17 protein-coding genes and 1 pseudogene are annotated in these 19,357 nt (G+C 71.6%); 10 read left to right on the forward strand and 8 right to left on the reverse strand.

What is annotated here, in order from left to right:
- Positions 1–1,184 (forward strand): annotated as a pseudogene (locus FPZ41_RS18955) (non-ribosomal peptide synthetase); the annotation flags it as partial.
- 107 nt (positions 1,185–1,291) lie between these two features.
- On the opposite strand, the gene FPZ41_RS18960 reads toward FPZ41_RS18955, so the two are convergent.
- Positions 1,292–1,978 (reverse strand): SDR family oxidoreductase, encoded by a 687-nt coding sequence (locus tag FPZ41_RS18960; protein ID WP_152864158.1) that lies wholly within the window; start codon positions 1,976–1,978, stop codon positions 1,292–1,294.
- Between the two features lie 91 nt (positions 1,979–2,069).
- Between FPZ41_RS18960 and FPZ41_RS18965 the strand changes: the two genes are divergently transcribed.
- Positions 2,070–2,651 carry a TetR/AcrR family transcriptional regulator gene (locus tag FPZ41_RS18965; protein WP_152864160.1) on the forward strand — a complete coding sequence of 194 codons (582 nt, stop codon included), beginning with the start codon at positions 2,070–2,072 and terminating at the stop codon, positions 2,649–2,651.
- A gap of 17 nt (positions 2,652–2,668) precedes the next feature.
- Here FPZ41_RS18965 and FPZ41_RS18970 read toward each other — a convergent pair whose 3' ends face one another.
- Together FPZ41_RS18970 and FPZ41_RS18975 are read right to left on the reverse strand one after the other, a co-directional pair.
- A complete protein-coding gene (locus tag FPZ41_RS18970) occupies positions 2,669–3,364 on the reverse strand; it encodes a flavin reductase family protein (RefSeq protein WP_152864162.1) in 696 nt (231 codons plus the stop codon).
- Positions 3,365–3,467: 103 nt separating this feature from the next.
- Positions 3,468–3,956, reverse strand: a complete 489-nt coding sequence (locus tag FPZ41_RS18975) for a MarR family winged helix-turn-helix transcriptional regulator (RefSeq protein WP_152864164.1) — start codon at positions 3,954–3,956, stop codon at positions 3,468–3,470.
- A 260-nt stretch (positions 3,957–4,216) separates the two neighbouring features.
- On the opposite strand from FPZ41_RS18975, the gene FPZ41_RS18980 reads away from it, so the two are divergent.
- The 5 genes from FPZ41_RS18980 to FPZ41_RS19000 all read left to right on the forward strand — a co-directional run bounded on the left by FPZ41_RS18980 (position 4,217) and on the right by FPZ41_RS19000 (position 9,619).
- Positions 4,217–5,440 (forward strand): cytochrome P450, encoded by a 1,224-nt coding sequence (locus FPZ41_RS18980; protein ID WP_152864166.1) that lies wholly within the window; start codon positions 4,217–4,219, stop codon positions 5,438–5,440.
- A 28-nt stretch (positions 5,441–5,468) separates the two neighbouring features.
- Positions 5,469–5,669, forward strand: coding sequence for a ferredoxin (locus tag FPZ41_RS18985; protein ID WP_131567859.1), 201 nt, complete (start codon positions 5,469–5,471; stop codon positions 5,667–5,669).
- 192 nt (positions 5,670–5,861) lie between these two features.
- Positions 5,862–6,569: a GntR family transcriptional regulator gene (locus FPZ41_RS18990; protein WP_322620419.1), complete on the forward strand. Its 708-nt coding sequence runs from the start codon at positions 5,862–5,864 to the stop codon at positions 6,567–6,569.
- A 243-nt stretch (positions 6,570–6,812) separates the two neighbouring features.
- Complete coding sequence (locus FPZ41_RS18995) at positions 6,813–8,258, forward strand: cation:dicarboxylate symporter family transporter (protein WP_152864168.1); 1,446 nt, start codon at positions 6,813–6,815, stop codon at positions 8,256–8,258.
- 8 nt (positions 8,259–8,266) lie between these two features.
- Positions 8,267–9,619, forward strand: a complete 1,353-nt coding sequence (locus FPZ41_RS19000; RefSeq protein ID WP_152864170.1) for a class-II fumarase/aspartase family protein — start codon at positions 8,267–8,269, stop codon at positions 9,617–9,619.
- A gap of 95 nt (positions 9,620–9,714) precedes the next feature.
- On the opposite strand, the gene FPZ41_RS19005 is transcribed toward FPZ41_RS19000, so the two are convergent.
- The 4 genes from FPZ41_RS19005 to FPZ41_RS19020 form a co-directional block, all read right to left on the reverse strand.
- Complete coding sequence (locus tag FPZ41_RS19005; protein WP_322620420.1) at positions 9,715–10,422, reverse strand: DUF4328 domain-containing protein; 708 nt, start codon at positions 10,420–10,422, stop codon at positions 9,715–9,717.
- A 174-nt stretch (positions 10,423–10,596) separates the two neighbouring features.
- Positions 10,597–11,562: a CPBP family intramembrane glutamic endopeptidase gene (locus FPZ41_RS19010; protein ID WP_322620421.1), complete on the reverse strand. Its 966-nt coding sequence runs from the start codon at positions 11,560–11,562 to the stop codon at positions 10,597–10,599.
- 117 nt (positions 11,563–11,679) lie between these two features.
- The gene (locus FPZ41_RS19015) at positions 11,680–12,339 is read right to left on the reverse strand and encodes a response regulator (RefSeq protein ID WP_194236141.1); all 660 of its coding nucleotides are present in this window, start codon (positions 12,337–12,339) and stop codon (positions 11,680–11,682) included.
- Between the two features lies 1 nt (position 12,340).
- Entirely contained in the window at positions 12,341–13,546 is a 1,206-nt protein-coding gene (locus FPZ41_RS19020) for a sensor histidine kinase (RefSeq protein WP_228022829.1), read from the reverse strand.
- A 315-nt stretch (positions 13,547–13,861) separates the two neighbouring features.
- Between FPZ41_RS19020 and FPZ41_RS19025 the strand changes: the two genes are divergently transcribed.
- The 3 genes from FPZ41_RS19025 to FPZ41_RS19035 are packed head-to-tail and all read left to right on the forward strand — an operon-like array spanning position 13,862 to position 17,502.
- A complete protein-coding gene (locus tag FPZ41_RS19025) occupies positions 13,862–14,116 on the forward strand; it encodes a hypothetical protein (protein WP_152864180.1) in 255 nt (84 codons plus the stop codon).
- Positions 14,113–14,886: an ABC transporter ATP-binding protein gene (locus FPZ41_RS19030; protein ID WP_152864182.1), complete on the forward strand. Its 774-nt coding sequence runs from the start codon at positions 14,113–14,115 to the stop codon at positions 14,884–14,886. The genes FPZ41_RS19025 and FPZ41_RS19030 overlap by 4 nt, the downstream gene beginning before the upstream one ends.
- A 3-nt stretch (positions 14,887–14,889) precedes the next feature.
- Complete coding sequence (locus tag FPZ41_RS19035; RefSeq protein ID WP_152864184.1) at positions 14,890–17,502, forward strand: FtsX-like permease family protein; 2,613 nt, start codon at positions 14,890–14,892, stop codon at positions 17,500–17,502.
- Positions 17,503–17,579: 77 nt separating this feature from the next.
- Here FPZ41_RS19035 and FPZ41_RS19040 read toward each other — a convergent pair whose 3' ends face one another.
- Entirely contained in the window at positions 17,580–19,313 is a 1,734-nt protein-coding gene (locus tag FPZ41_RS19040; RefSeq protein WP_152864186.1) for a lysyl oxidase family protein, read from the reverse strand.
- Positions 19,314–19,357: the final 44 nt, after the last annotated feature.

A 19,357-nucleotide genomic window follows, 5' to 3' on the forward strand; every position in this document is an offset into this window, starting at 1 on the left:
CCCCCCACCTCGACGCAGCCCTGGTCGGCTACCTGCCCACCCCCCACCAGCTGGCCGCCTTCGCCGGACTGCCCCCGCAGGCGGCACCGGGGCGGGAACAGTTGCGCGCCCTGCTCTTCCCGGACGGCCGGGCCAGGCTGCTGGAGGCCGTCACCACGCCTCTCGGCAGATCGGGTTTCGTCTCCCTCCCGGTGTTCGCCGACGAACTGGCCCGCGGCGGCGACCTGGCCGCCCGGACCGCCCGCGGTGTCGAGCTCGCCGCGTCGCTCGGAGCCCGGTGCGTGTCGCTCGCCGGCATGATCCCGTCCCTGACCGGCTACGGCTACGACGTCCTGCGGGAGACCCCCGCGACGACGACGGCGCTCACCACCGGGCACGCGACGACCACCGTCTCCGTGGTCAAGACCGTGAACGCCGCGCTCGACGCGACCGGCCGCGAGCTGTCGGAACTCACCCTCGCCGTCGTCGGCTGCGGATCGATCGGTACCTCGTCGCTGCGGCTGCTGCTGGCCCGCGGTCCCCGTTCGCCGGCCCGGCTGGTCCTGTGCGACCTGCCCGGCAGCGGCCCGCGGCTCGGCCGACTGGCCGCGGAGCTGTCCGCCGAGCACCCCACGATGCACATACGGGTCGTCGAGTCCGGCCGGGAGCTGCCCGCCGAGGTGTACGAGGCGGACGTCGTCGTCACCGCGGTCAGCGGCCCGACGACGCTGCTGGACCCCGACCGGCTGCGGCCCGGCACGATCGTCGTCGACGACTCCTTCCCGCACTGCTTCGACACCGGACGAGCCCTCGACCGTATGAAGAACGAGCAGGACGTCCTCGTCGTCGGAGGCGGCCTGCTCGCGCTCGCCGCCACCGAGACGCACGTGCCGGAGGATCTCCGCAACCTCGCACTCGCATCCGGCACGGGCCCGGCAGCCACCGGCCGCCACCACCTCCCCGGCACCCTCGCCTCATGCCGCCTGGAGTCCCTGCTCCACGCCCACATGACCGACCCGGCCCGCCCGACGCCACCCCACGGAAACCGCACCGCGCCACCACTGATCCACGGCCTGGTCGACCTGCCCCGCGCCCTCGCCTACTGGAACGCCACGGACCTCACCGAAGTCCGCCCCGCCCCCCTGCACCTCCTCGACCACGTCATCCCCAGAAGCACCCTCGACGCCTTGCCTCCACCACGATGAGCGGCAGACACGGCGGACGGTTTCCCACGCGCCCGACGACCTTCGAGCCGTCGGGTGCGCGGGCTGCCGCGCCGACGGGGCTCACCGGCGGGGCTCACCGGCGGGGCTCAGCGCAAGGCGTGCGCCTGCGACAGGCCCTGCTTGACCTGCCGGGTGACGTCGTCGGCGAGGATCTCGGGGTTGCCCGCCTCGATCCCGTCCAGGGCCTGGGCCGCGATGTGGGCCGGGTCCGCCTTGTCTGCCGTGGGCCTGTTCGCGGTCATGTCGGTGTCCATGAAGCCGACGTGCAGCGCGGAGACCGTGATGCTGCGGGGTGCCAACTCCTCGCGGACGGCGTCGCTCATCGCCCACGCGGCGGCCTTGGACGCGGCATAGGAGCCGGCCTCGGCGGGATGCCACCAGGCGATCACGGAGAGGATGTTGAGGACGGCTCCGCCGCCGTTGCCCTCGATGACCGGGGCGAACGCACGCGTCAGGGCGAGCGGTCCGTAGTAGTTGGTGTCCATCTCAGCGCGCACCGCCTTCATGTCGCCGGCGATCAGCGGGGTGCCGAGGGAGATACCGGCATTGTTGATCAGCAGCGTCGCGTCGGACGCGACGCGGGCGGCCTCCTGGATCGTGGCGTCGTCCGTGACGTCGAGGCGGAGCGGCGTGACGCCGACCAGGTCCACGGTCTCCGGTCGGCGCGCTGCGGCGAACACCTTCGCACCGCGCTGCACGAGCTGCTCGGCCAGGTGACGCCCCAGTCCTCGGTTGGCGCCGGTCACGACGGCGGTCGCACCCTTGATGTCCATGATCACTCCCAATGGCGAAGTTAGATTATGTACGTAATCTAAATCTGACCCTACTATAGATGACGAGTGACATCCAACCGGGAGGCGGGCGATGAGCCGCGTATCGCAGGCGCAGGCGGAAGAGAACCGGCAACGTGTGGTCGAGACCGCGTCGCGGCTGTTCCGGGAGCAGGGGGCCCAGGTCAGCGTCGCCGAGCTGATGAAAGCGGCCGGACTGACCCACGGCGGCTTCTACAAGCAGTTCCCTTCCAAGGAGGCGCTCTTCGACGAAGCCACCGCCCACGCCTTCGCGGCCCTGGCCGACGGCACCCCGGGGAGCCCCTCGGCCGCGGACGCCCCTTCCGAGGCGGTGATCGACGCCTACCTGTCCACCGAGCACCGCGACGACGTGGCCGGTGGCTGCCCGGTGGCCGCCCTCGCCACCGATATCGCGCGGGGCCAGGGCGGTCCCGCGTCGCAGCACAGGTACAGCGAGGGCGTCACCGAGTTCGCACAGCGCCTTTCCACGGACCAGGACGACGGCCTCAGCCGACTGAGCACCATGGTCGGAGCACTGGTCCTCGCGCGCGCGACCAAGGGCACGCCCGTCTCCGAGAAGATCCTCGCCGCCGCCTGCGAAGCACTGGGCCAGGACGAACGCGATCGAGGTGCAGCACCGCGCTCCGGGGCCTGATCTCCGGCCGCCTGGACTCAGTTGGGCACGGTGCCGTCGAGCGCAGGCTCTGCGGCGGGCCTTTCGGAGCTGCGGGGTGTCTGGGTGCGGTAGGAATGGCCGAGTTCCGGGCCGAGGCCGAAGTAGTGGCGAAAGTTGTAGATGAGGGGGCTCCACGCGGCGGGGTCGATGTGGTCGGTGCCGGGAACGACAATGCGCGAGTCGGCGTGGACTTTGCGCACCACGGCCTCGACGATGGCGAATCCGCCGGAGACGTCCTGCCGCACCCTCTCGGCGCGGGCCTCCAGCTGGATCGGGCATTCGGCGACGCGAGGCGGCCGGACCAGGTGGGACGGTTCGCCGGTCAGTCCGGCTGCGGCGAACTTGTCCGGCTCGAAGCGGCAGCCGTTGGGCTTGGTCGACGGCACGGGGTTTCGGCCGGTCAGTGGAGCCAGCCGCTCCACCGCCGACCACTGGGCGGGGGCCGGCAAACTGATCACCAGATCGGGTCGGCTGCCAAGGTTGTACGCGGTCTGTCCCTCGCGGCCCAGTCCGATGACAACCGTCTGCCCGAGGGCCCACGCGGAGGATATCGGGGCAAGGTTGAACGAGCCGTCCTGGTTCTCTGTCGAGACGAGCACCACTGGCGTCCCGAAGTACAGGATGCTGGGCTCGATCTCCAAGTGGGTGACGGCTGCCTCCGCAGGCAGGGTGCCGGGTGATGCAGTGTTCATGGTGGGCAGCCTAGGATCCGCTTGTTTCGGCAGTGGCCGAAGCTTCACGGCGACGCCTCACCGGTCCTCGCTCCTCATCAGTCACCCGCGCTGACGCTCGCGCTCAGCGCGCCGAGCGCGGCCAAGGACGGCCGGCGAGGTGTTCGATGTCGGTGTTGAACTGCTCCAGGTCGGAGACGAAGCGGCGCAGGCGTTCGGTGGGCCAGTCCGTCAGGACCTCGGCCAGTCTGGTGACGGTTTCCTCGCGTTGGGCGGAGAGGCGCTTCGCGCCCTCCTCGGTGATGCGGAACTTGCGGGCCACCCCGCCGTCCGGGTCGAGCATCCGTTCCACGAGGCCGTCGCGCAGGAGAGGCGCGGTCTGGCGGGTGAAGGTGGACGGGGCGAGCCCGAACGCCTCGACGAAGTCGGGGATGGACATGGGCCCCTGGACTTCGAGTCTGCTGAGCAGGACGTAGGCGCTGCGGTCCAGGGCGCCGCCGTCGCGGGCTCCGGCTCCTCGGGGCACCGACAGTTCCCGGTGCCGCATAAGGATCATCAGCTCCCGCTCGATGTGCTCCCCCGCCTCCCTGGCCTCCACGCCCTTCTCCTTCATCCCCTTCACCGCCCGGTCCGCACGGCCTCACCCTACGTGGAGTTGCAGGATGCGGGAGGAGTGCAGAATGCACCAGTGTTGCATCATACACAGCGCGTGTAGTGTGCAATTCCATGAGCGCTCCCCGACGGGCACGCCCGCTACGGCACCGGCGTCGCCACAGACGTCCAGGCCTAGGCGCCCCCGTCGCCGTCGCCTGACCGCGAGGTCTCCTCCATCGCCCGCCCTCGGAACAGCGATCCCCCACAAGGAGATGTCAGATGAGCCCGAGCCCCAACGACCAGGCCATGCGTCTGCCCCTGCCCACCGACGGGCCACTGGAGGCGCCGGCCGAATGGCAGGAGTTACGCCGCAAGTGCCCGGTGGCCACCGTCGAACTCCCCAGCGGGGACAAGGCGGCGTACCTCACCCGCTACGACGACATCAAGGCCCTCCTGTCCGACCCCCGCTTCGTCCGCCCGACCGCCGCGGACGGAGCCGCCAGGATCGCCCCCGAAGGCGCGGGCGGCCCGGTCGCAAACGGCGACGCCTCGCTGGCCATCGCCGACCGGGGCGAGGCACATCTGCGGTGGCGGCGGCACATCGGCAAGTACCTCACCGCCAAGCGCGTGACCGCGCTGCGCCCCGGCATGACGGCCATCGCGGAATCCCTCGTCGACAACCTGGTCGACCAAGGACAGCCCGGCGACCTCAAGGCGACGGTGGGCTTCCCGCTGCCGGTCTACGTGATCTGCGACCTCCTGGGCGCGCCCGCCGAGGACCGGGACCGCTTCTCCCACTGGTCCGACGCGTTCCTGAACATCAGCCGCTACACGACCGAGGAGGCGCGGGAGTCGTACACCGAGTTCGCGGAGTACATGTCCGCGCTCATCGCGGCCAAGCGCGCCGAACCCGGCGACGACCTGATCGGCAACCTGATCAAGGACAGTACGGAGGACGGCGAGGGCCTGTCCGACGACCTGCTGCTGAACACCGGCATGGGGCTGCTGGTCGCCGGGCACGAGACCACCGCGAACATGATCGGCAAGATGGTCTCCATGCTGCTGGCCGACCGCACCCGCTGGGAGCGGCTGCTGGCCGACCCCTCCCTGGTGCGTACCGCGGTCGACGAGGTCCTGCGTTTTGACGCCAACTTCGGCTTCGGTGTGCGTCGTTACCTCGGGGAGGACGTGGAGGTGGGCGGTGAGCTGCTGCCGGGCGGCACCACCGTCGTCTGCAGTCTGTCCGCCGCCAACCGCGACGAGCAGGTCTTCGCCGACCCGGGGGAGATGGACCTCACCCGGGCCCCGAACCCGCACATGACCTTCGGCGCCGGACCGCACGCCTGTCTCGGCCAGTCGCTGGCCCGCACCGAGCTCCAGGTCGTCCTCGAAACCCTGCTGCGCAGGCTGCCGACCCTCCGACTGGCCGTGCCCGTCGAGGAGTTGCAGCGTGTCGAGGGCCTCCTCGTGGGCGGTCTGCGTACGGTGCCCGTGCGGTGGTGAATGAGTGAGTGAGTTGTCAGGGAGGACCATGAAGGTCAGCGTCGACGAGGCCAAGTGCTGCGGTGCCGGGCAGTGCGTACTGCTCGCACCGGAGGTGTTCGACCAGCGGGACGACGACGGCATCGTCGTCCTCCTCGCCCCCGAGCCCGCCCCGGACCAGCACTCGAACGTCCGGGAGGCGGCCGCGGTGTGCCCCGCGTCCGCCATCACGCTCCACGAAGCCCCCTAGTACTCCAGAGGAGTGTGGCGGGCTGACGGTTGATCAGGGGCGGTCGCGTGGAGGCCGCCCCTCGATCGTGCGCCGCCGACGCCGGCGGGCTCGCCGGTTGATCTAGGGTTCTGACAGTCATGCGTTCAGTCGTGCGTTCAGTCGTGCGTTGCAGAGTCCGCTGGGGGTCCTGTCGTGGGTGAGCCACGGTACGTGGTCATTGCGAACGACCTGATGGCCAAGCTGTCGGCGGGCCACTGGGCGGTGGGGACCATGCTCCCGACCGAACCGGAACTGGCGGCCACGTACAAGGTCTCGCGGGAAACGCTTCGCCGTGCTCTGCAACGGCTCGAATCGAGCGGCCTCATCTCCCGGCATCCGGGCATGGGCACCCGGGTGGAGCGGGCACGGCCCGTGCCGGCTTTCACGACGCGGCTCGGCAGCCTTCAGGAGCTCACGCAGTACGGGAAGTCCGCGGTCCGGAGCATCCTGTCCGTCGAGTCGATCGTCGTGGACAAGGAGCTGGCCGAGGTCACGGGGCTCGCGGAAGGGAGTCCCACGGTGTGCGTCACGTCCGTGCGCAGGGACCCGGAGCGTTCCGGCCAGGTGGTGTCCTGGGCCAGGGTCTATCTGGAGCCCGCGGATGCGAAGGCCATCGCCGCTTCCCTGGATGACAGTCCGCGCTTGATCTCCGACCTCGTCGAGTCGCACGTGGGCCGGTCCGTGGACCGTGTGGTGCAGCGGGTGCAGGCGGTGGGTGTGCCGGCGGAGGCAGCGGCCCATCTGGGGGTCGCACCGGGAAGTCCCGGCATCGAATTCGTACGCCGCTACTTCGACGCCGACGGGCGGCTTTTCGAGGTCAGCGTGAGCACCCACGCCCAGGGCACCTTCGTCTACGAGACGACGCTCCAGCGCGGCTGACCGATCGAGTGTCCAGCAACGAGCAAGGCGCCGCCGCGCGTAAGGCGTCGGCACCGTTCAGCGCCATACAGCGCCGCCGCACAGCTCCGCATACCCGGCCTAAACCGCCGTCGGTGATCCCGCCGCCCCCGCCCCGGATGCCGGGATGCGCGGCCCCGAGTCCCGTGAACACCTCTTGACAACCGCGTTTCCACGAGCATCCTTGTCTAGACACAGCTCATGTCTAGACAAGGATGTGCTCGCATGAGGTCACCGGAGCAGCTGATCACCACCGATCCCGCACCCACGCCGGCCCGTCGCTGGTACCGCGGGATCGGGGCCCAGATCGCCGTCGCCATGGCGCTGGGCGTCGCCGTCGGGTTCCTGTTCCCCGGCTTCGCCGTCGATCTGAAGATCGTCGGGGATCTCTTCCTCGCCCTGGTCAAAGCGGGCGTCGCCCCGCTCGTGTTCTTCACCGTCGTCATGGGCATCGCGTCGGCGGGCGACCTGAGGAAGGCGAGCCGCATCGGCTTCCTGGCGCTGGTGTACTTCGAGATCGTCTCGACCCTCGCGCTCGTCATCGGCCTGGTCGCGGCGAACGTCCTGGACGTCGGCAAGGGTGTGGGCTCCACCGCCGCGGTCACCGGCGACGCGCCCCCGGTCCAGGAGGGCGAGCACGGCTTCACCGCCTTCCTCAAGGGCATCGTCCCCGACAATTTCGTCGGCGCGTTCTCCTCCGGCCAACTGCTTCAGGTCGTGGTCCTGGCCGTCCTGTTCGGCATCGGCCTGCTGAGCCTGAAGCGCTCTCTGCAGGTCCAGGTCAACAAGGGCCTGGAAGTCATCTCCGAGGCGTTCTTCGCCTTCGTCAACATCGTCATGAAGCTCGCCCCGGTCGGCGCCTTCGGCGCCATCGCCTACTCCGTCGGCGCGAACGGCAGCAGCATGCTCCTGGCCCTGGCCGAACTGGTCCTTCAGTACTGGGCAGTCGTGGCCCTGTTCATCGGCGCCGTCCTCGGCCTGGTCTGCCTGCTGGCCGGCTTCAACATCTGGCGCATCCTGCAGTACGTGCGCGTCGAGATGGTCCTGGTCCTCGGCACGGCGTCCTCCGAGTCCGCGCTGCCCGGCCTCCTCAAGAAGCTCACCAGGATCGGCTGTTCGCAGCAGACCGTCGGTCTCGTCGTGCCGACCGGCTATGCCTTCAACCTCGACGGCACCTCGCTCTACATGGCCATCTGCACCATGTTCGTCGCCAATGCCTACGGCATCGACATGAGCATCCCCCAGCAGTTGGGACTGCTGCTCATCATGCTGCTCACCTCGAAGGGAGCGGCCACCGTCTCCGGCGGCACCTTCGTCGTCTTCGCCTCCACCGTCGCCGCCACCGGCTACCTCCCGGTCGAAGGCGTGGCCATCCTCTTCGGCGTCTACCGCCTGATGTCCATGGCCACGGCCTTCTGCAACACCTTCGGCAACGTCGTCGCCACCTTCGTGATCGCCAAATGGTCCAAGGAGATGGACACCGACAAGGTCAACCGCGCTCTCGCCGACCCCAAGGCCTTCCTCGCCCAGTCGGAACAGGACGGCATCCCGGATGGCATCCCGGCCGAGGACCGGACCACCACTCCCGTAACCGAGGACCGGACCACCGCCCCCGTAACCGAAGACCGGACCACCACCCCCGTAACCGCCGCCACCCCCACGCAGAAGTGAGACCCACCATGAGCACGACCGTCTTCGACTCCCTGCTCTTCCGCGACATGTTCGGCACCCCTGCCATGCGCGAGGTGTTCAGCGACACCGCCTACATCCAGCGCATCATCGACACCGAGACCGCACTCGCCCGCGCCCAGTCCAAGGTCGGCGTCATCCCCGCCGCGGCGGCCGGGGACATCACCCTCAAGGCCCGTTTCGAGGGCCTGGACCTGGACCGGCTGCGTGCGGAGACCGAGATCGTCGGCTACCCGGTGCTGCCCATCGTCAAGCAGGTCGCCGACCAGTGCGGCGAAGCCGGCCGCTACCTCCACTGGGGCGCCACCACCCAGGACATCATGGACACCGCCGTGATGCTCCAGTGCAAGCAGGGCATCGCTCTGCTCCAGACGCAGCTGGACCAGGTCCGCCACACGCTCCGGGCCCTGGCCGCGGAGCACGTGGACACCGTCACCGCCGGCCGCACCCACCTCCAGCACGCCCTGCCCGTCACCTTCGGCTACCGCTGCGCCGTCTGGCTCTCGGCCCTCGACCGCCATGCCGAACGCCTCGAACAGGCCCGCCGACGCGCGCTGATGGTCCAGTTCGGGGGCGCCGCCGGCACGCTCGCCTCCCTGGGTGAAGGACCGGAGGGACTGGCCACCCGGGCCGCGCTCGCCGAGGAGCTCGGCCTGCGCGACCCCGCCATCACCTGGCACGTGGCCCGCGACGGACTCGTCGAACTGGTCGGCCTGTTCGCCTCCGTCGGCGGCTCCCTCGGCAAGATCGCCTGGGACGTGATGATGATGTGCTCCTCCGAGTTCGGAGAACTGGCCGAGCCCTTCGTACCCGGCCGCGGCGCGAGCTCCACGATGCCGCAGAAGCGCAACCCCATCTCCAGTGAGCTCATGTTCGCGGCCGCCAAGCTGCTCCGGGACAGGTCCTCGACCATGCTGGACGCGACGATGCAGGACTTCGAACGCGCCACCGGCCCCTGGCACCTGGAGTGGGCCACCGTGCCGGAGGCCTTCCTGCTCATCGCCGGCTCACTGCACCAGGCCGAGTTCATGCTCTCCGGCCTGGAGGTCAAGGCCGACAGGATGCGGCAGAACACCCACCTCACCGGCGGCCTCATCGTCGCCGAGGCCGTGATGATGGACGTCGCCCCCGTCCTGGGACGGAACCAGGCCCACGAGATCGTCTACGACGCCTGCCGTGCGGCCATCGAGACGGGCACCACGCTGGAGGCCGAGCTGCTCGCACACTCCGACCTCGTCCACCATCTCGGCCCTGACCGGATCAAGGAACTCTGCGACCCCGCCCGCTACCTCGGCAGCGCCAAGGCCATGACCCTCAACGTCATCCGGCCCGCGACGCACTAGCCCTGGGTGTGCCCTGTGGCCCCGTGGCCCTGTGGCCTTGCGGCCCTCGCCTCGCGCCACAGGGTCACAGGGTCACAGGGCACACCCACGCCGGTTCATCCCCGTGCCGCGACGTCCGCGGACTCGGAGGCCCCCGCGGACTCGTCCCGTGCCGTCCGGTCCAGGCGGTCCTGCTGCACCTTCGTGAGGGTGCGGACGACGAGCGCGCAGGCCACGGCCGCGCCGATGACGGCCGCGTCGGCCGCCAGCAGCAGCCCTACGTCGGTGTAGGCGCGCCCGATGACGTCGTCCGTGTCGTCGGCGTAGATCAGGCCCGCCCCGCCGAGCATCCCGGCCAGCCACAGCCCCCACCACCAGTTCACGACGCCCGGCAGCCGCTCGCCCGGGGCGCTCGCCCGGTGGATGTCCACGACGAGGCCGCGCGGCACCCACAGGTTCATGATGGGCACGATCCAGCCCAGGTACATCCAGGGCCAGATGTAGCGCGGGCGTTCCCCCGAGAAGGCGCGGGCGTTGTCCCGGACGCGCCACAGCCAGTTCAGGAACATGGCCGCGCAGAGCACCGTGACGGCGTCCCCCAGAGAACTGACGATGTGGTACCCGTCCTCCAGCGCGGTCGGCGGGCGGTGCTGTCCGCCGCCCTGGTCCATCGGCCCGGCCGCCGGCATGCCCGCCACGGCGAGCCGTGTGTGCCATACGGCTCGGGCCGCCCAGGCGACGGCCGCCAGGGCGAGGGCCACGACGGCGACGCGGGCGGTACCGCGGACCGGGCGCAGGGGCGGGTGTGTCGTGTGGCCGTTCACCGGGTCATCCTTGTCCGTGTCATGTCCTCGTAGACGTTGAATCTGTTCCTCCGGATGCAGCGTCAGCCACATTCATGCATCCGCACGTCCGCCGCACATGCGACGCACATGCGACGAGGGCGGTCGGCCACGGTGGCCGACTGCCCTCGTCGGTGCGTCGAGCGGGTCGCCTGCTCAGGCCGCCCTGCCCGGCAGCGCACCGTCGCCCGACGCCGACCCGGCCCCGAGCCGCCCCCGGGTGGCGACGAGCACGATGAGGGCCCCCACCAGGGAGCCGAGCAGGAAGGCGCTGCTCGCGTCCTGGCGGGTCATCCCCGGGAACATGTCCATCGCGGCGATGGAGAAGAAGTTGTTGACTCCGCAGTGCAGCAGCATGACCAGCGGCATGCTCCCGCTGGAGCGGTTGAACACCCAGGTCATCACAAAGCTGAAGGCGATCGCGGTGATGACGAACTTCAGCACGTCGACCCAGGTCACGTCCGGGTAGCCGCCCCACTCGGTCAGGAACAGCGGCAGGTGCCAGACGCCCCACAGCGGGCCGACGATGGCAGTGGCGGCCAGCGGGCCGTAGCGCTCCTGCAACCGGGGCATGGCGAACTCGCGCCAGCCGGGCTCCTCGGCGAGACCAGTGGTGACCATCTGCCCGATCAGGCCGGGCAGGAACGCGGCCAGCACCATGGCGGTCGGCATCGCGGGGCCGCTGTCGGACACCACGGCCGAGGTGATGGTCAGCGCCGCGGGCACCGAGAGGAGAACCACGGCGTACCAGCGCCAGTTGACCCGGAACTTGGTCATCCGGCCGCGCCAGGCCCGCAGTCCGGCGCGGCCCTCGGTGAGCCCGGTCAGCAGGAGGGCCGACACGATCGGGCCGAGGTAGCCGCCGGGCAGGATGCCGAGGAGCTGGGGGGCGGCGCCGGTTCCGGGGAAGGCGAAGTCCCAGACCCCCAGGCCGTTCTGGGACAGCACGTACGGTGTCCAGGCGGCCCAGCTCAGCACATAGGCCAGCACGAAGAACCAGGTCACGGGGCGGCGGTGGATGCTGCCCCGCAGGCCGGTGGCGCGTTCCTCACGGGCCTTGGCGGCCTTGGCGGCCTCAACGGCCGGTCCGGTCTCGGTGCTGACGGGTGTTCGGGGGCTCACCGTGATGTCCCTTCGGAGGGGGCTGGCTTGACGTGTTAAGCACATCAGCCCCAGGTCCGGGGGTCATTGCCGTGCGCGCCCCAGGCGGAGGTACAGCAGGCTGTACCTCCGGGGTCGTCACGCCCGGCGCCGCGCGTCCTCCAGGTACTGCAGGACGGCGGCCACCCGCCGGTCCACCTGGTCGGCGGGCGACAGGTCGAGCTTGGCGAAGATGCTGCGGATGTGCTTGTGCACGGCGCCGTCCGTCACGACGAGCCGCTCCGCGATCGCGCTGTTGCCCAGCCCCTCGGCCATCAGGGCGAGGACGTCCCGCTCGCGGGGGCTGAGCCGCTCCAGGCGGGTGTCCTGGTGGGAGCGGGTGAAGAGCTGGGCGACGACCTCGGGGTCGATGGCGGTGCCGCCGGACGCCACCCGGTCCAGTGCGTCGAGGAACTCCTCCACCCGCCCGACCCGTTCCTTGAGCAGATAACCGAGGCCGTTCACCCCGCCGGTGAGCAGTTCGGTGGCGAAGGACTGCTCGACGTACGCGGACAGTACGAGGACGGCCAGGTCGGGGCGGCGGCGCCGGGCCTCGACGGCCGCGCGGACGCCTTCGTCGGTGTGCGTGGGCGGCATCCGTACGTCGAGGATGGCGACGTCCGGCTTGTGCGCGTCGATGGCGTCCAGGATCCCGTCGGCATCGCCCGCCGTGGCCACCACATCGAGCCCCTCGGCCCGCAGCAGCAGGGCGAGCCCCTCGCGCAGCAACGGGTCGTCCTCGGCTATCACGATGCGCAGGTCACGATCCACAGGGAAGATCCACTTCAAGGGTTGTCGGGCCGCCGGGCGGGCTGGTCACGCGGAGCGTACCGTCGTGCGCGGCAACGCGACGGCGGATTCCCGTGAGCCCGGAGCCGCCGTCCTCGTCCGCGCCGCCCCGGCCGTCGTCCTCGATACGGAGGTTCAGCCGGCTGCCGCGGGCACGGACCGTCACCGCGGCCTGTCCGGCGCCGCTGTGCTTGGCGATGTTCGTCAGTGCCTCGGCGACGACGAAGTAGGCGGTCGCCTCCACGGAGGCGGCGCACCGCTCGGGTGCCTCGACATCGGTACGGCAGGGCACCGCGCTCTCGGCGGCCAGCCCGGACAGCGCGCCGGCCAGTCCCCGGTCGGCGAGGACCGGGGGCAGGATGCTCCGCGAGACGGTGCGCAGTTCGGCCAGCGCCTGTTCGGCGGCGGACTGGGCGCGTTCGAGGAGTTCGTCCGCCCCGGCCGGGTCGCGGGCCACCTGGCGGCGGGCGGCCCCGAGCAGGACGGTGACCGTGACGAGCCGGTTCTGGGTGCCGTCGTGCAGCGAACGCTCGATACGGCGCAGCTCGGTGGCGTGGGCGTCCAGGGCGGCGGCGCGGGTGGCGGTCAACTCCGCGATACGCAGAGAGAGATCGGTGTCGGGGCCGGCCGCGAGGAGCAGCCGTCCCGGCTGCGCCTGGAGCCGCGCCATACCGGGCGAGAGGCCGAGGATGATGGCGATCCAGCCCACACCGAGCAGGGTCACGGCGAAGGCTTCCGGCCAGGATTCCGCGGTGCCGAAGCCGATGGACGTGGCGGTCGCGCCGTCGGGCATGAGCTTCCACATCAGCGGGAAGGCCGTGTCGCGCACGGCGACGAGCGGCAGCAGCGCACCGAGCACGCCGAGCAGCAGCCCCAGGGTGGCGTGCCGGACCAGCCAGCGCAGCTCCCGCCGGGTGGTGGGGTCGACGAGAGCGAGCCGCAGCTGGGTGGGCGGAGGCTCCGGGGCGACGACCTCGGGGCCGTAACGGGCGAGCCGGGCGCGTTCCCGGCCGGCCAGGGCGTGCAGCGCGCCCAGCACGCCGGGCACCATCAGCAGCCCCACCCCGACGACGCTCAGCACGGCGGTGACGGCCAGCCAGACCAGCACGAGCAACGCGGTCACAGCCGTACCGATCCCGGAGGCGAGCTGTCCGATCGCGCCGCCCGCGTCACTCATGGCCCGCAGGGCAACGTCCTTGAAGCCCGCACCCCCCTCCGGGCCCTGCTCGACGTCCCGTTCCCCACCCTGCTCGGGTTCCCGCCGCGCACCCCGCTCGCCGGCCGCGGTGTCCTGTATGGCCATACGCCCTCACCCTCCCTCGGTCGCGAACGACCCTATGCAGCGGGCGAGTTGGCCGTCAGTCCGGGAGCCGGAAGGTACAGCCTGCTGTACCTCGGACCGGGCGGGCTGCGGGATCGGCCGGGAGGGGCCCCGATCCGTAGCGTCGGTGACGACAGCCGACGAGGAACGAACCGAGCAGAGGAAGCCCCCATGGCCGGCACCCACACGGACGCGGACCCCTACCGCCTCACCGCCGCCGACAGCACTCCCGGCACGGCGTCGCCCGCCGTCTCCCGCGGGGACGTCGCCCGGACGCTGCTGTGGATACTCCTGGTGATCAGCGTGGTCGCCAACACGGTCGCCTCGATCGGCGGTGCCGACCTCTGGGTGCACCTGGCCTGCGGTGTCGTCACCGCCCTCTGCGCGGGCACCCTCGCCGTGCGCGGTCTGCGGGGACGTCGATGAACAACGCCACCACCCGGCCCGGCCACTTCGGACCCGCGGCGGGCCACGCCCCCGCGCCCGCCATCGCGCTGGCCAACCTGAGCAAGACGTACCCGGGGGACGTCCGCGCCCTCGACGACGTGTCGCTGACCGTGGAGCACGGCACGTTCCTCGCCGTGATGGGGCCCTCCGGCTCCGGCAAGAGCACGCTGATGCACTGCGCCGCCGGGCTCGACTCCCCCACCTCCGGCAGCATCCGCATCGACGGCCACGAGATCGCCGGCCTGAACGAGACCCGCCGTACCGAACTGCGCCGGGAACGCATCGGGTTCGTGTTCCAGGCGTACAACCTCATCCCCTCCCTCTCCATCGAGGACAACATCACGCTGCCCCTGCGCCTGGCCGGCGGGCGTCCGGACCGGGACTGGGTGAGCACGCTAGTCGAGCGGGTCGGGCTGACCGGCCGGCTCGACCACCGCCCGGCGGAGCTCTCCGGCGGCCAACAGCAACGGGCAGCGGTGGTACGGGCGTTGGCGGCGAGGCCGGCCGTCGTGTTCGCGGACGAGCCGACCGGCGCGCTGGATCTGCACAGCGCCCACCAGGTCCTCGACCTGCTGCGCGACCTCGTGGACGAGCTGCGCCAGACCGTGGTGATGGTCACCCACGACCCGGCCGCCGCGGCGCGGGCACACCGGGCGCTGGTGATGGCCGACGGCCGCGTCGTCGAGGCCCTCGACGCCCCGACCGCCCCCCAACTGGCCGACCGTCTCGTTGCGTTGGGGGAGCGCTAGACCATGCTGCATCTCGCCCTGCGCATGGCCGCGCACCGGATCACGGCACTGCTCGCCGTGGCCTGCGCGGTCCTCGGCGGCGCACTGATGATCACCGCCACCGGGGTCCTCGCCGAGTCCGGGCTGCGCTCCCAGCTGCCGCCCGGCCGGCTCGCCGGCGCGGACGTCGTCGTCGCGGCCGACCAGGAGTACCACCCGGACGCGGACCTGCCGATCGCGCTCCCCGAGCGCGCCCCGGTCCCCGCCGGGCTCGTGGACCGGCTGGCCGGGCTGCCGGGCGTCACGGACGCGGTCGGCGACATCGGCTTCCCCGTCGCGCTCGTCGACGCGCGGGGCCGGGTCGTCCCGGTGGCGAACGATGATCCGCGGACGGCCGGGCACGGCTGGTCCTCGACGAAGCTGCTGGACGGCCCCCGGGTCGACGGCCGCGAGCCGTCCGGTTCCCGCGAGGTCGCCGTGGACGCCGCGACGGCCGCCGCGGCCGGGATCGGCACGGGCGACCGCGTCGAGGTCGTCGCGGGCGGCCGTCCCGCCGCCGCCTACCGCGTCTCCGCGGTGGTCGACGCACCGGACGCGGGCGTGTACTTCGCGGACGCGACCGCCGTACGGCTCTCGGGCCCAGAAGGCCCCGAAGGCCGTGACCGCCCCGAAAGCCGTGACCGCACCGACGGCGCGGCATCGCGCGCCGGAACCGTCGACCTGATCGGCCTGCGCACCGAGCCCGGCACCGAGGACCGGGTCGCCTCGGCGGTCCGTGAGCAGGTCGAGGGCACCGGGCTGAAGGTCCTCACGGGCGCGGAGCGCGGCGAGGCCGTGGCACCCGGCGTCGGCTCGTCCCGCTCGCTGCTCGTCCTCCTCGCTGGTTCGCTCGGCGGGATCGTCCTGCTGATCACCGGGTTCGTCACGGCGGGCGCGCTGGGTGTGGCGGTCGCCGGGCAGCGCCGGGATCTCGCGCTGATGCGTGCCGTCGGGGCGACCCCGAAGCAGATCCGCCGGCTCGCCGCCGCCCAGTCGATGGTCGTCGCGGCCGTGGCCGTGGTGCCGGGTGTGGCCCTGGGCTATCTGCTGGCCGGGCAGTTCCGGGGCCAACTCGCGGACCGCGGCATCCTCCCCGCCGAACTCCCCCTGACCGTCAGCCCGTTGCCCGCGCTCGCCACGCTCCTCCTCATGGCGGCGGCCGTGCAGGTCTCGGCCCGGTCCGCTGCCTGGCGCACCTCCCGGATGCCGGCCACCGAGGCGGTCGCCGAGTCGCGCAGCGAGCCCCGCGAGCCGTCGCGGATCCGGACCCGCACCGGTCTGCTGCTGATCGTCGCCGCGACCGCCCTGTCGGCCGCGCCACTGCTGAGCCGCACCGTCCTCGGCGCCTCCACCACCTCCATCGCGGGCATCGTCGCCGCGATCGGCCTGGCCCTGGCGGGCCCGGCCCTGGTCAAGGGCGCGGGCGAAGCAGCCGTACGACGCCTGCGGCCCGACACTCCGGCCCCCACCTGGCTGGCGCTGGCCAACGTCCGCGCCTACGCCCTGCGCATCTCCGGTGTCGTCAGCCCGCTGGCCATGGCGGTCGTGTTCGTGCTGACGTACACGCTCACGCAGACCACCGTGCTGGCCGCCACCGCGGACGACACCCGCACCGGCACCCTCGCCCAGCACCAGGTGAGCGCCCCGGGCCTGGGCGGACTGCCGTCGGGCACGCTGTCCGCCGTACGGGACGTGCCGGGCGTACGGGCCGCGGCGCCCGTCGGCACGACCACCGTGGTGTGGCCGTACCAGCTGTTCGGCGAGACGGAGACCGAGGAGAGCTCCGCGATGATCCTGACCCCGGCCGCGGCGGACGTCCTCGACCTCGGGGTGCGGGACGGCGATCCGGCCCGTCTCACCGGTGCCACGGTCGCCGTGAGCAGCGAGGTCGCCCGCTCTCGCGGGGCGGAGACGGGACAACGGGTACGGCTGGTCCTCGGCGACGGCGCGCAGGTCGACGCCCGGGTCGTCGCCGTGTACGACCGCGGCCTCGGCTTCGGCCCGGTGGTCCTCTCCCACGACCTGGCCAAGGGGCACACCACGACGGACCTCGACCAGAGCGTCCTCGTCCGCACCGACGGCACGGCCGCCGCCGAGCGCGCCCTCACCGAACTGACCGCCGCCAGGCCCGGCCTGCTCCTGGAGGACACCGCCTCCGACTCCGACACCGCCTCCGACTCCGGTACGGGCGGCACCGACACCCCGCCCGAGGTGTGGATCAACCTGGCCGTCATCGTCGTCCTGCTCGGCTATCTGCTGCTCAGCATCGCCAACAAGCTCGTCGCCGCCACCGCCCAGCGCCGGGCCGAGATCGCCGCCCTGCGCCTGGTCGGCACGACACCCCGTCAGATCCGGGTCATGATGCGGCGGGAGGCCGCGGTGATCGCCGCCGCCGCGCTCACCACGGGCCTGCTGCTGTCCGCCGTCCCGCTCGCGCTGCTCGGCCAGGGCTTCCTCGGCCGCCCCTGGCCCCAGGGCCCCGCCTGGCTCCTGCCGGCCATCGCGGTCACGGTCGTCGTGACGGCCTTCCTCACCATCGACCTGCCCACCCGGCAGGCACTGCGCACACCACCGGCGGACGCCCTCCGCGCGCCGTGACCGCGCCCGCTCCCGCGCCCGTTCAAGGCGAAACCCCCAGGTCGCCGACCTGGGGGTTTCTGCTGCACGACGGTTGGCTACGGGGCGTCGATCAGGTCGTGCGGCGGGACCTGCACGGTCCGGGCGCCCGGCTCACCGCCCAGAACGACCTTGCGGAGCGCGACGTTGTTGTCCAGGTTGGTCTCCTGGAGCCGCTTCTCCGGGTTGGCTATCACCTGGATGTAGTAGGTGCCGTTCGGCAGGTCGGTGATGTCGAAGGACTGACCGGGACGGTACTGGGTGTACGTGTCACCGGAGCCGACGTCCAGGACCTCGCGCACCGAGATCGAGTTCTCCTGACCGCAGGCGGTCGACAGGTCGGTGTTGTACGGGTGCCAGTTGGCGTTCTCCACCGTGTAGTCGATGGCGTCGGTGTTGGCCAGGCAGAACGCCTCCTTGCCGCTGCGCACCTCCTTCGTCTGATCCTCGCTCAGCAGCCGGTAGCTGGCGAAGTCCGTGAAGTGCCAGTGCTCGTGGCCGGATCGCGGGTCCCACTCCATGGTGCCGCTGGGCGTGTACCCGACCTGCTTGCCGTCGGCGTCGTAGAAGTACTGGTACGAGTCCATCAGGTCCTTGCCGGGGCTGCGGAAGCCGTCCACGACGAGGGGCGCGGGGCCCGCGTTCCAGACGTTGGCGCTGAAGGCGAGGTAGTCCTTGCCCGGTACGTCGCCGTCCTCACCGTCGGTGATGGCGATGTCCCAGGCCGGCAGGGAACGCAGGTCCGGCTTGGGCACGTCCGCCGGGACGCCGGCCCGGCCGGTGGGCCGCTTGGCGTTGGGCCTGAGCGCGGGCGCGATGCGCGAGCCGTCGGTGTGGCCGCGCCCGTCACCCAGGTGGGTCGCCGTGCCGCGGTCCTCCAACGCGTGCGACAGGGCACCCGGGGTGGGGGCGTCGGCGCCGCGGGGACCGTAGTGGTGGGCGGCGCTGCCGGCGGACTTGGCGGAGGGGGCGCCCTGAGCGGCTCCGTGGCCGGCTCCGTGGCCGCCGCCGTGTTGGGCGGAGGACCGGGAGGAGGAGGCCCGGCCCACGCCACCATCCTCGTTCTCCCGCACCGTCACCTTGATGGTCGGCCGGTCGTCGGGGATGCCGAACAGTTCGCGGTACTTCTCGGCCACGGACACCTTGGCCGTGTACTCGCCCGCCGGCAGGTCCACCGGCTTGTCGTAGTCGACCGTGCTGGTGTTCGACGCCCAGCCCTGCTGGACGCCCCACACCGAGCCCAGCGTCCACGGGTTGGTGGAGCAGCTCTCCGGGTAGTGCGCGGTCGCCGGGGCGTCCGGACGGATCCGGCCGGCGGCGTTGTTCGGGCAGTAGGTGCCGTCGGTCTTCACCACCACCTCACCGGCCGCGTTCTCGATCGACACGTCGAGGAAGCCGGACAGACCGGAGAAGTCGGTCACCATCCCCTCGGGCAGCTCCCGCGTCTTCGTGTTCGCGCCGTCGCGGAGGATCTGCTGGGCGACGACGGGGTCCTTGTACGACTCCCGGGTCACCCTGAACTCGAACGGGGCGTCGTCGACCGTGAGATACGTGCCGAGGTCCAGGTAGACCCCGTCGTTCCACTCGTACCGGTCGAGCGTCACGGAGTTCGACGCGGCTATCAGCTTGAGCCGGGGCTCCCCGGGTGCGCCCGCCGGGTCCGCCCCGGCTCCGGGAGCGGCCCCGGCGCCGGCGACGACGACGGTGAGTGCGGCTCCGGTGGCGAACGCCGTACGCCGTAAGCGACTGCGGTGTTCCTGTTTGGTCATCGGTTCCTCGTCTGCGAGTGCCATGGTCAGTGGCATCGGACTGGACAGCCCACAGCCGACCCAGGCAG

This window comes from Streptomyces acidicola, from assembly GCF_009377235.1.
Classification (GTDB): Bacteria; Actinomycetota; Actinomycetes; order Streptomycetales; family Streptomycetaceae; genus Streptomyces; species Streptomyces acidicola.

What these genes read in the sequence shown, in the direction of transcription:
- FPZ41_RS19025 (WP_152864180.1), top strand. Translation starts at nt 13,862, where the DNA reads ATGGCCGGCACCCACACGGACGCGGACCCCTACCGCCTCACCGCCGCC.
- FPZ41_RS18970 (WP_152864162.1), bottom strand. Translation starts at nt 3,364, where the DNA reads ATGAACACTGCATCACCCGGCACCCTGCCTGCGGAGGCAGCCGTCACC.
- FPZ41_RS18965 (WP_152864160.1), top strand. Translation starts at nt 2,070, where the DNA reads ATGAGCCGCGTATCGCAGGCGCAGGCGGAAGAGAACCGGCAACGTGTG.
- FPZ41_RS18980 (WP_152864166.1), top strand. Translation starts at nt 4,217, where the DNA reads ATGAGCCCGAGCCCCAACGACCAGGCCATGCGTCTGCCCCTGCCCACC.
- FPZ41_RS19000 (WP_152864170.1), top strand. Translation starts at nt 8,267, where the DNA reads ATGAGCACGACCGTCTTCGACTCCCTGCTCTTCCGCGACATGTTCGGC.
- FPZ41_RS18995 (WP_152864168.1), top strand. Translation starts at nt 6,813, where the DNA reads ATGAGGTCACCGGAGCAGCTGATCACCACCGATCCCGCACCCACGCCG.
- FPZ41_RS18975 (WP_152864164.1), bottom strand. Translation starts at nt 3,956, where the DNA reads ATGAAGGAGAAGGGCGTGGAGGCCAGGGAGGCGGGGGAGCACATCGAG.
- FPZ41_RS19035 (WP_152864184.1), top strand. Translation starts at nt 14,890, where the DNA reads ATGCTGCATCTCGCCCTGCGCATGGCCGCGCACCGGATCACGGCACTG.
- FPZ41_RS18985 (WP_131567859.1), top strand. Translation starts at nt 5,469, where the DNA reads ATGAAGGTCAGCGTCGACGAGGCCAAGTGCTGCGGTGCCGGGCAGTGC.
- FPZ41_RS19040 (WP_152864186.1), bottom strand. Translation starts at nt 19,313, where the DNA reads ATGGCACTCGCAGACGAGGAACCGATGACCAAACAGGAACACCGCAGT.
- FPZ41_RS19020 (WP_228022829.1), bottom strand. Translation starts at nt 13,546, where the DNA reads ATGAGTGACGCGGGCGGCGCGATCGGACAGCTCGCCTCCGGGATCGGT.
- FPZ41_RS18960 (WP_152864158.1), bottom strand. Translation starts at nt 1,978, where the DNA reads ATGGACATCAAGGGTGCGACCGCCGTCGTGACCGGCGCCAACCGAGGA.
- FPZ41_RS19030 (WP_152864182.1), top strand. Translation starts at nt 14,113, where the DNA reads ATGAACAACGCCACCACCCGGCCCGGCCACTTCGGACCCGCGGCGGGC.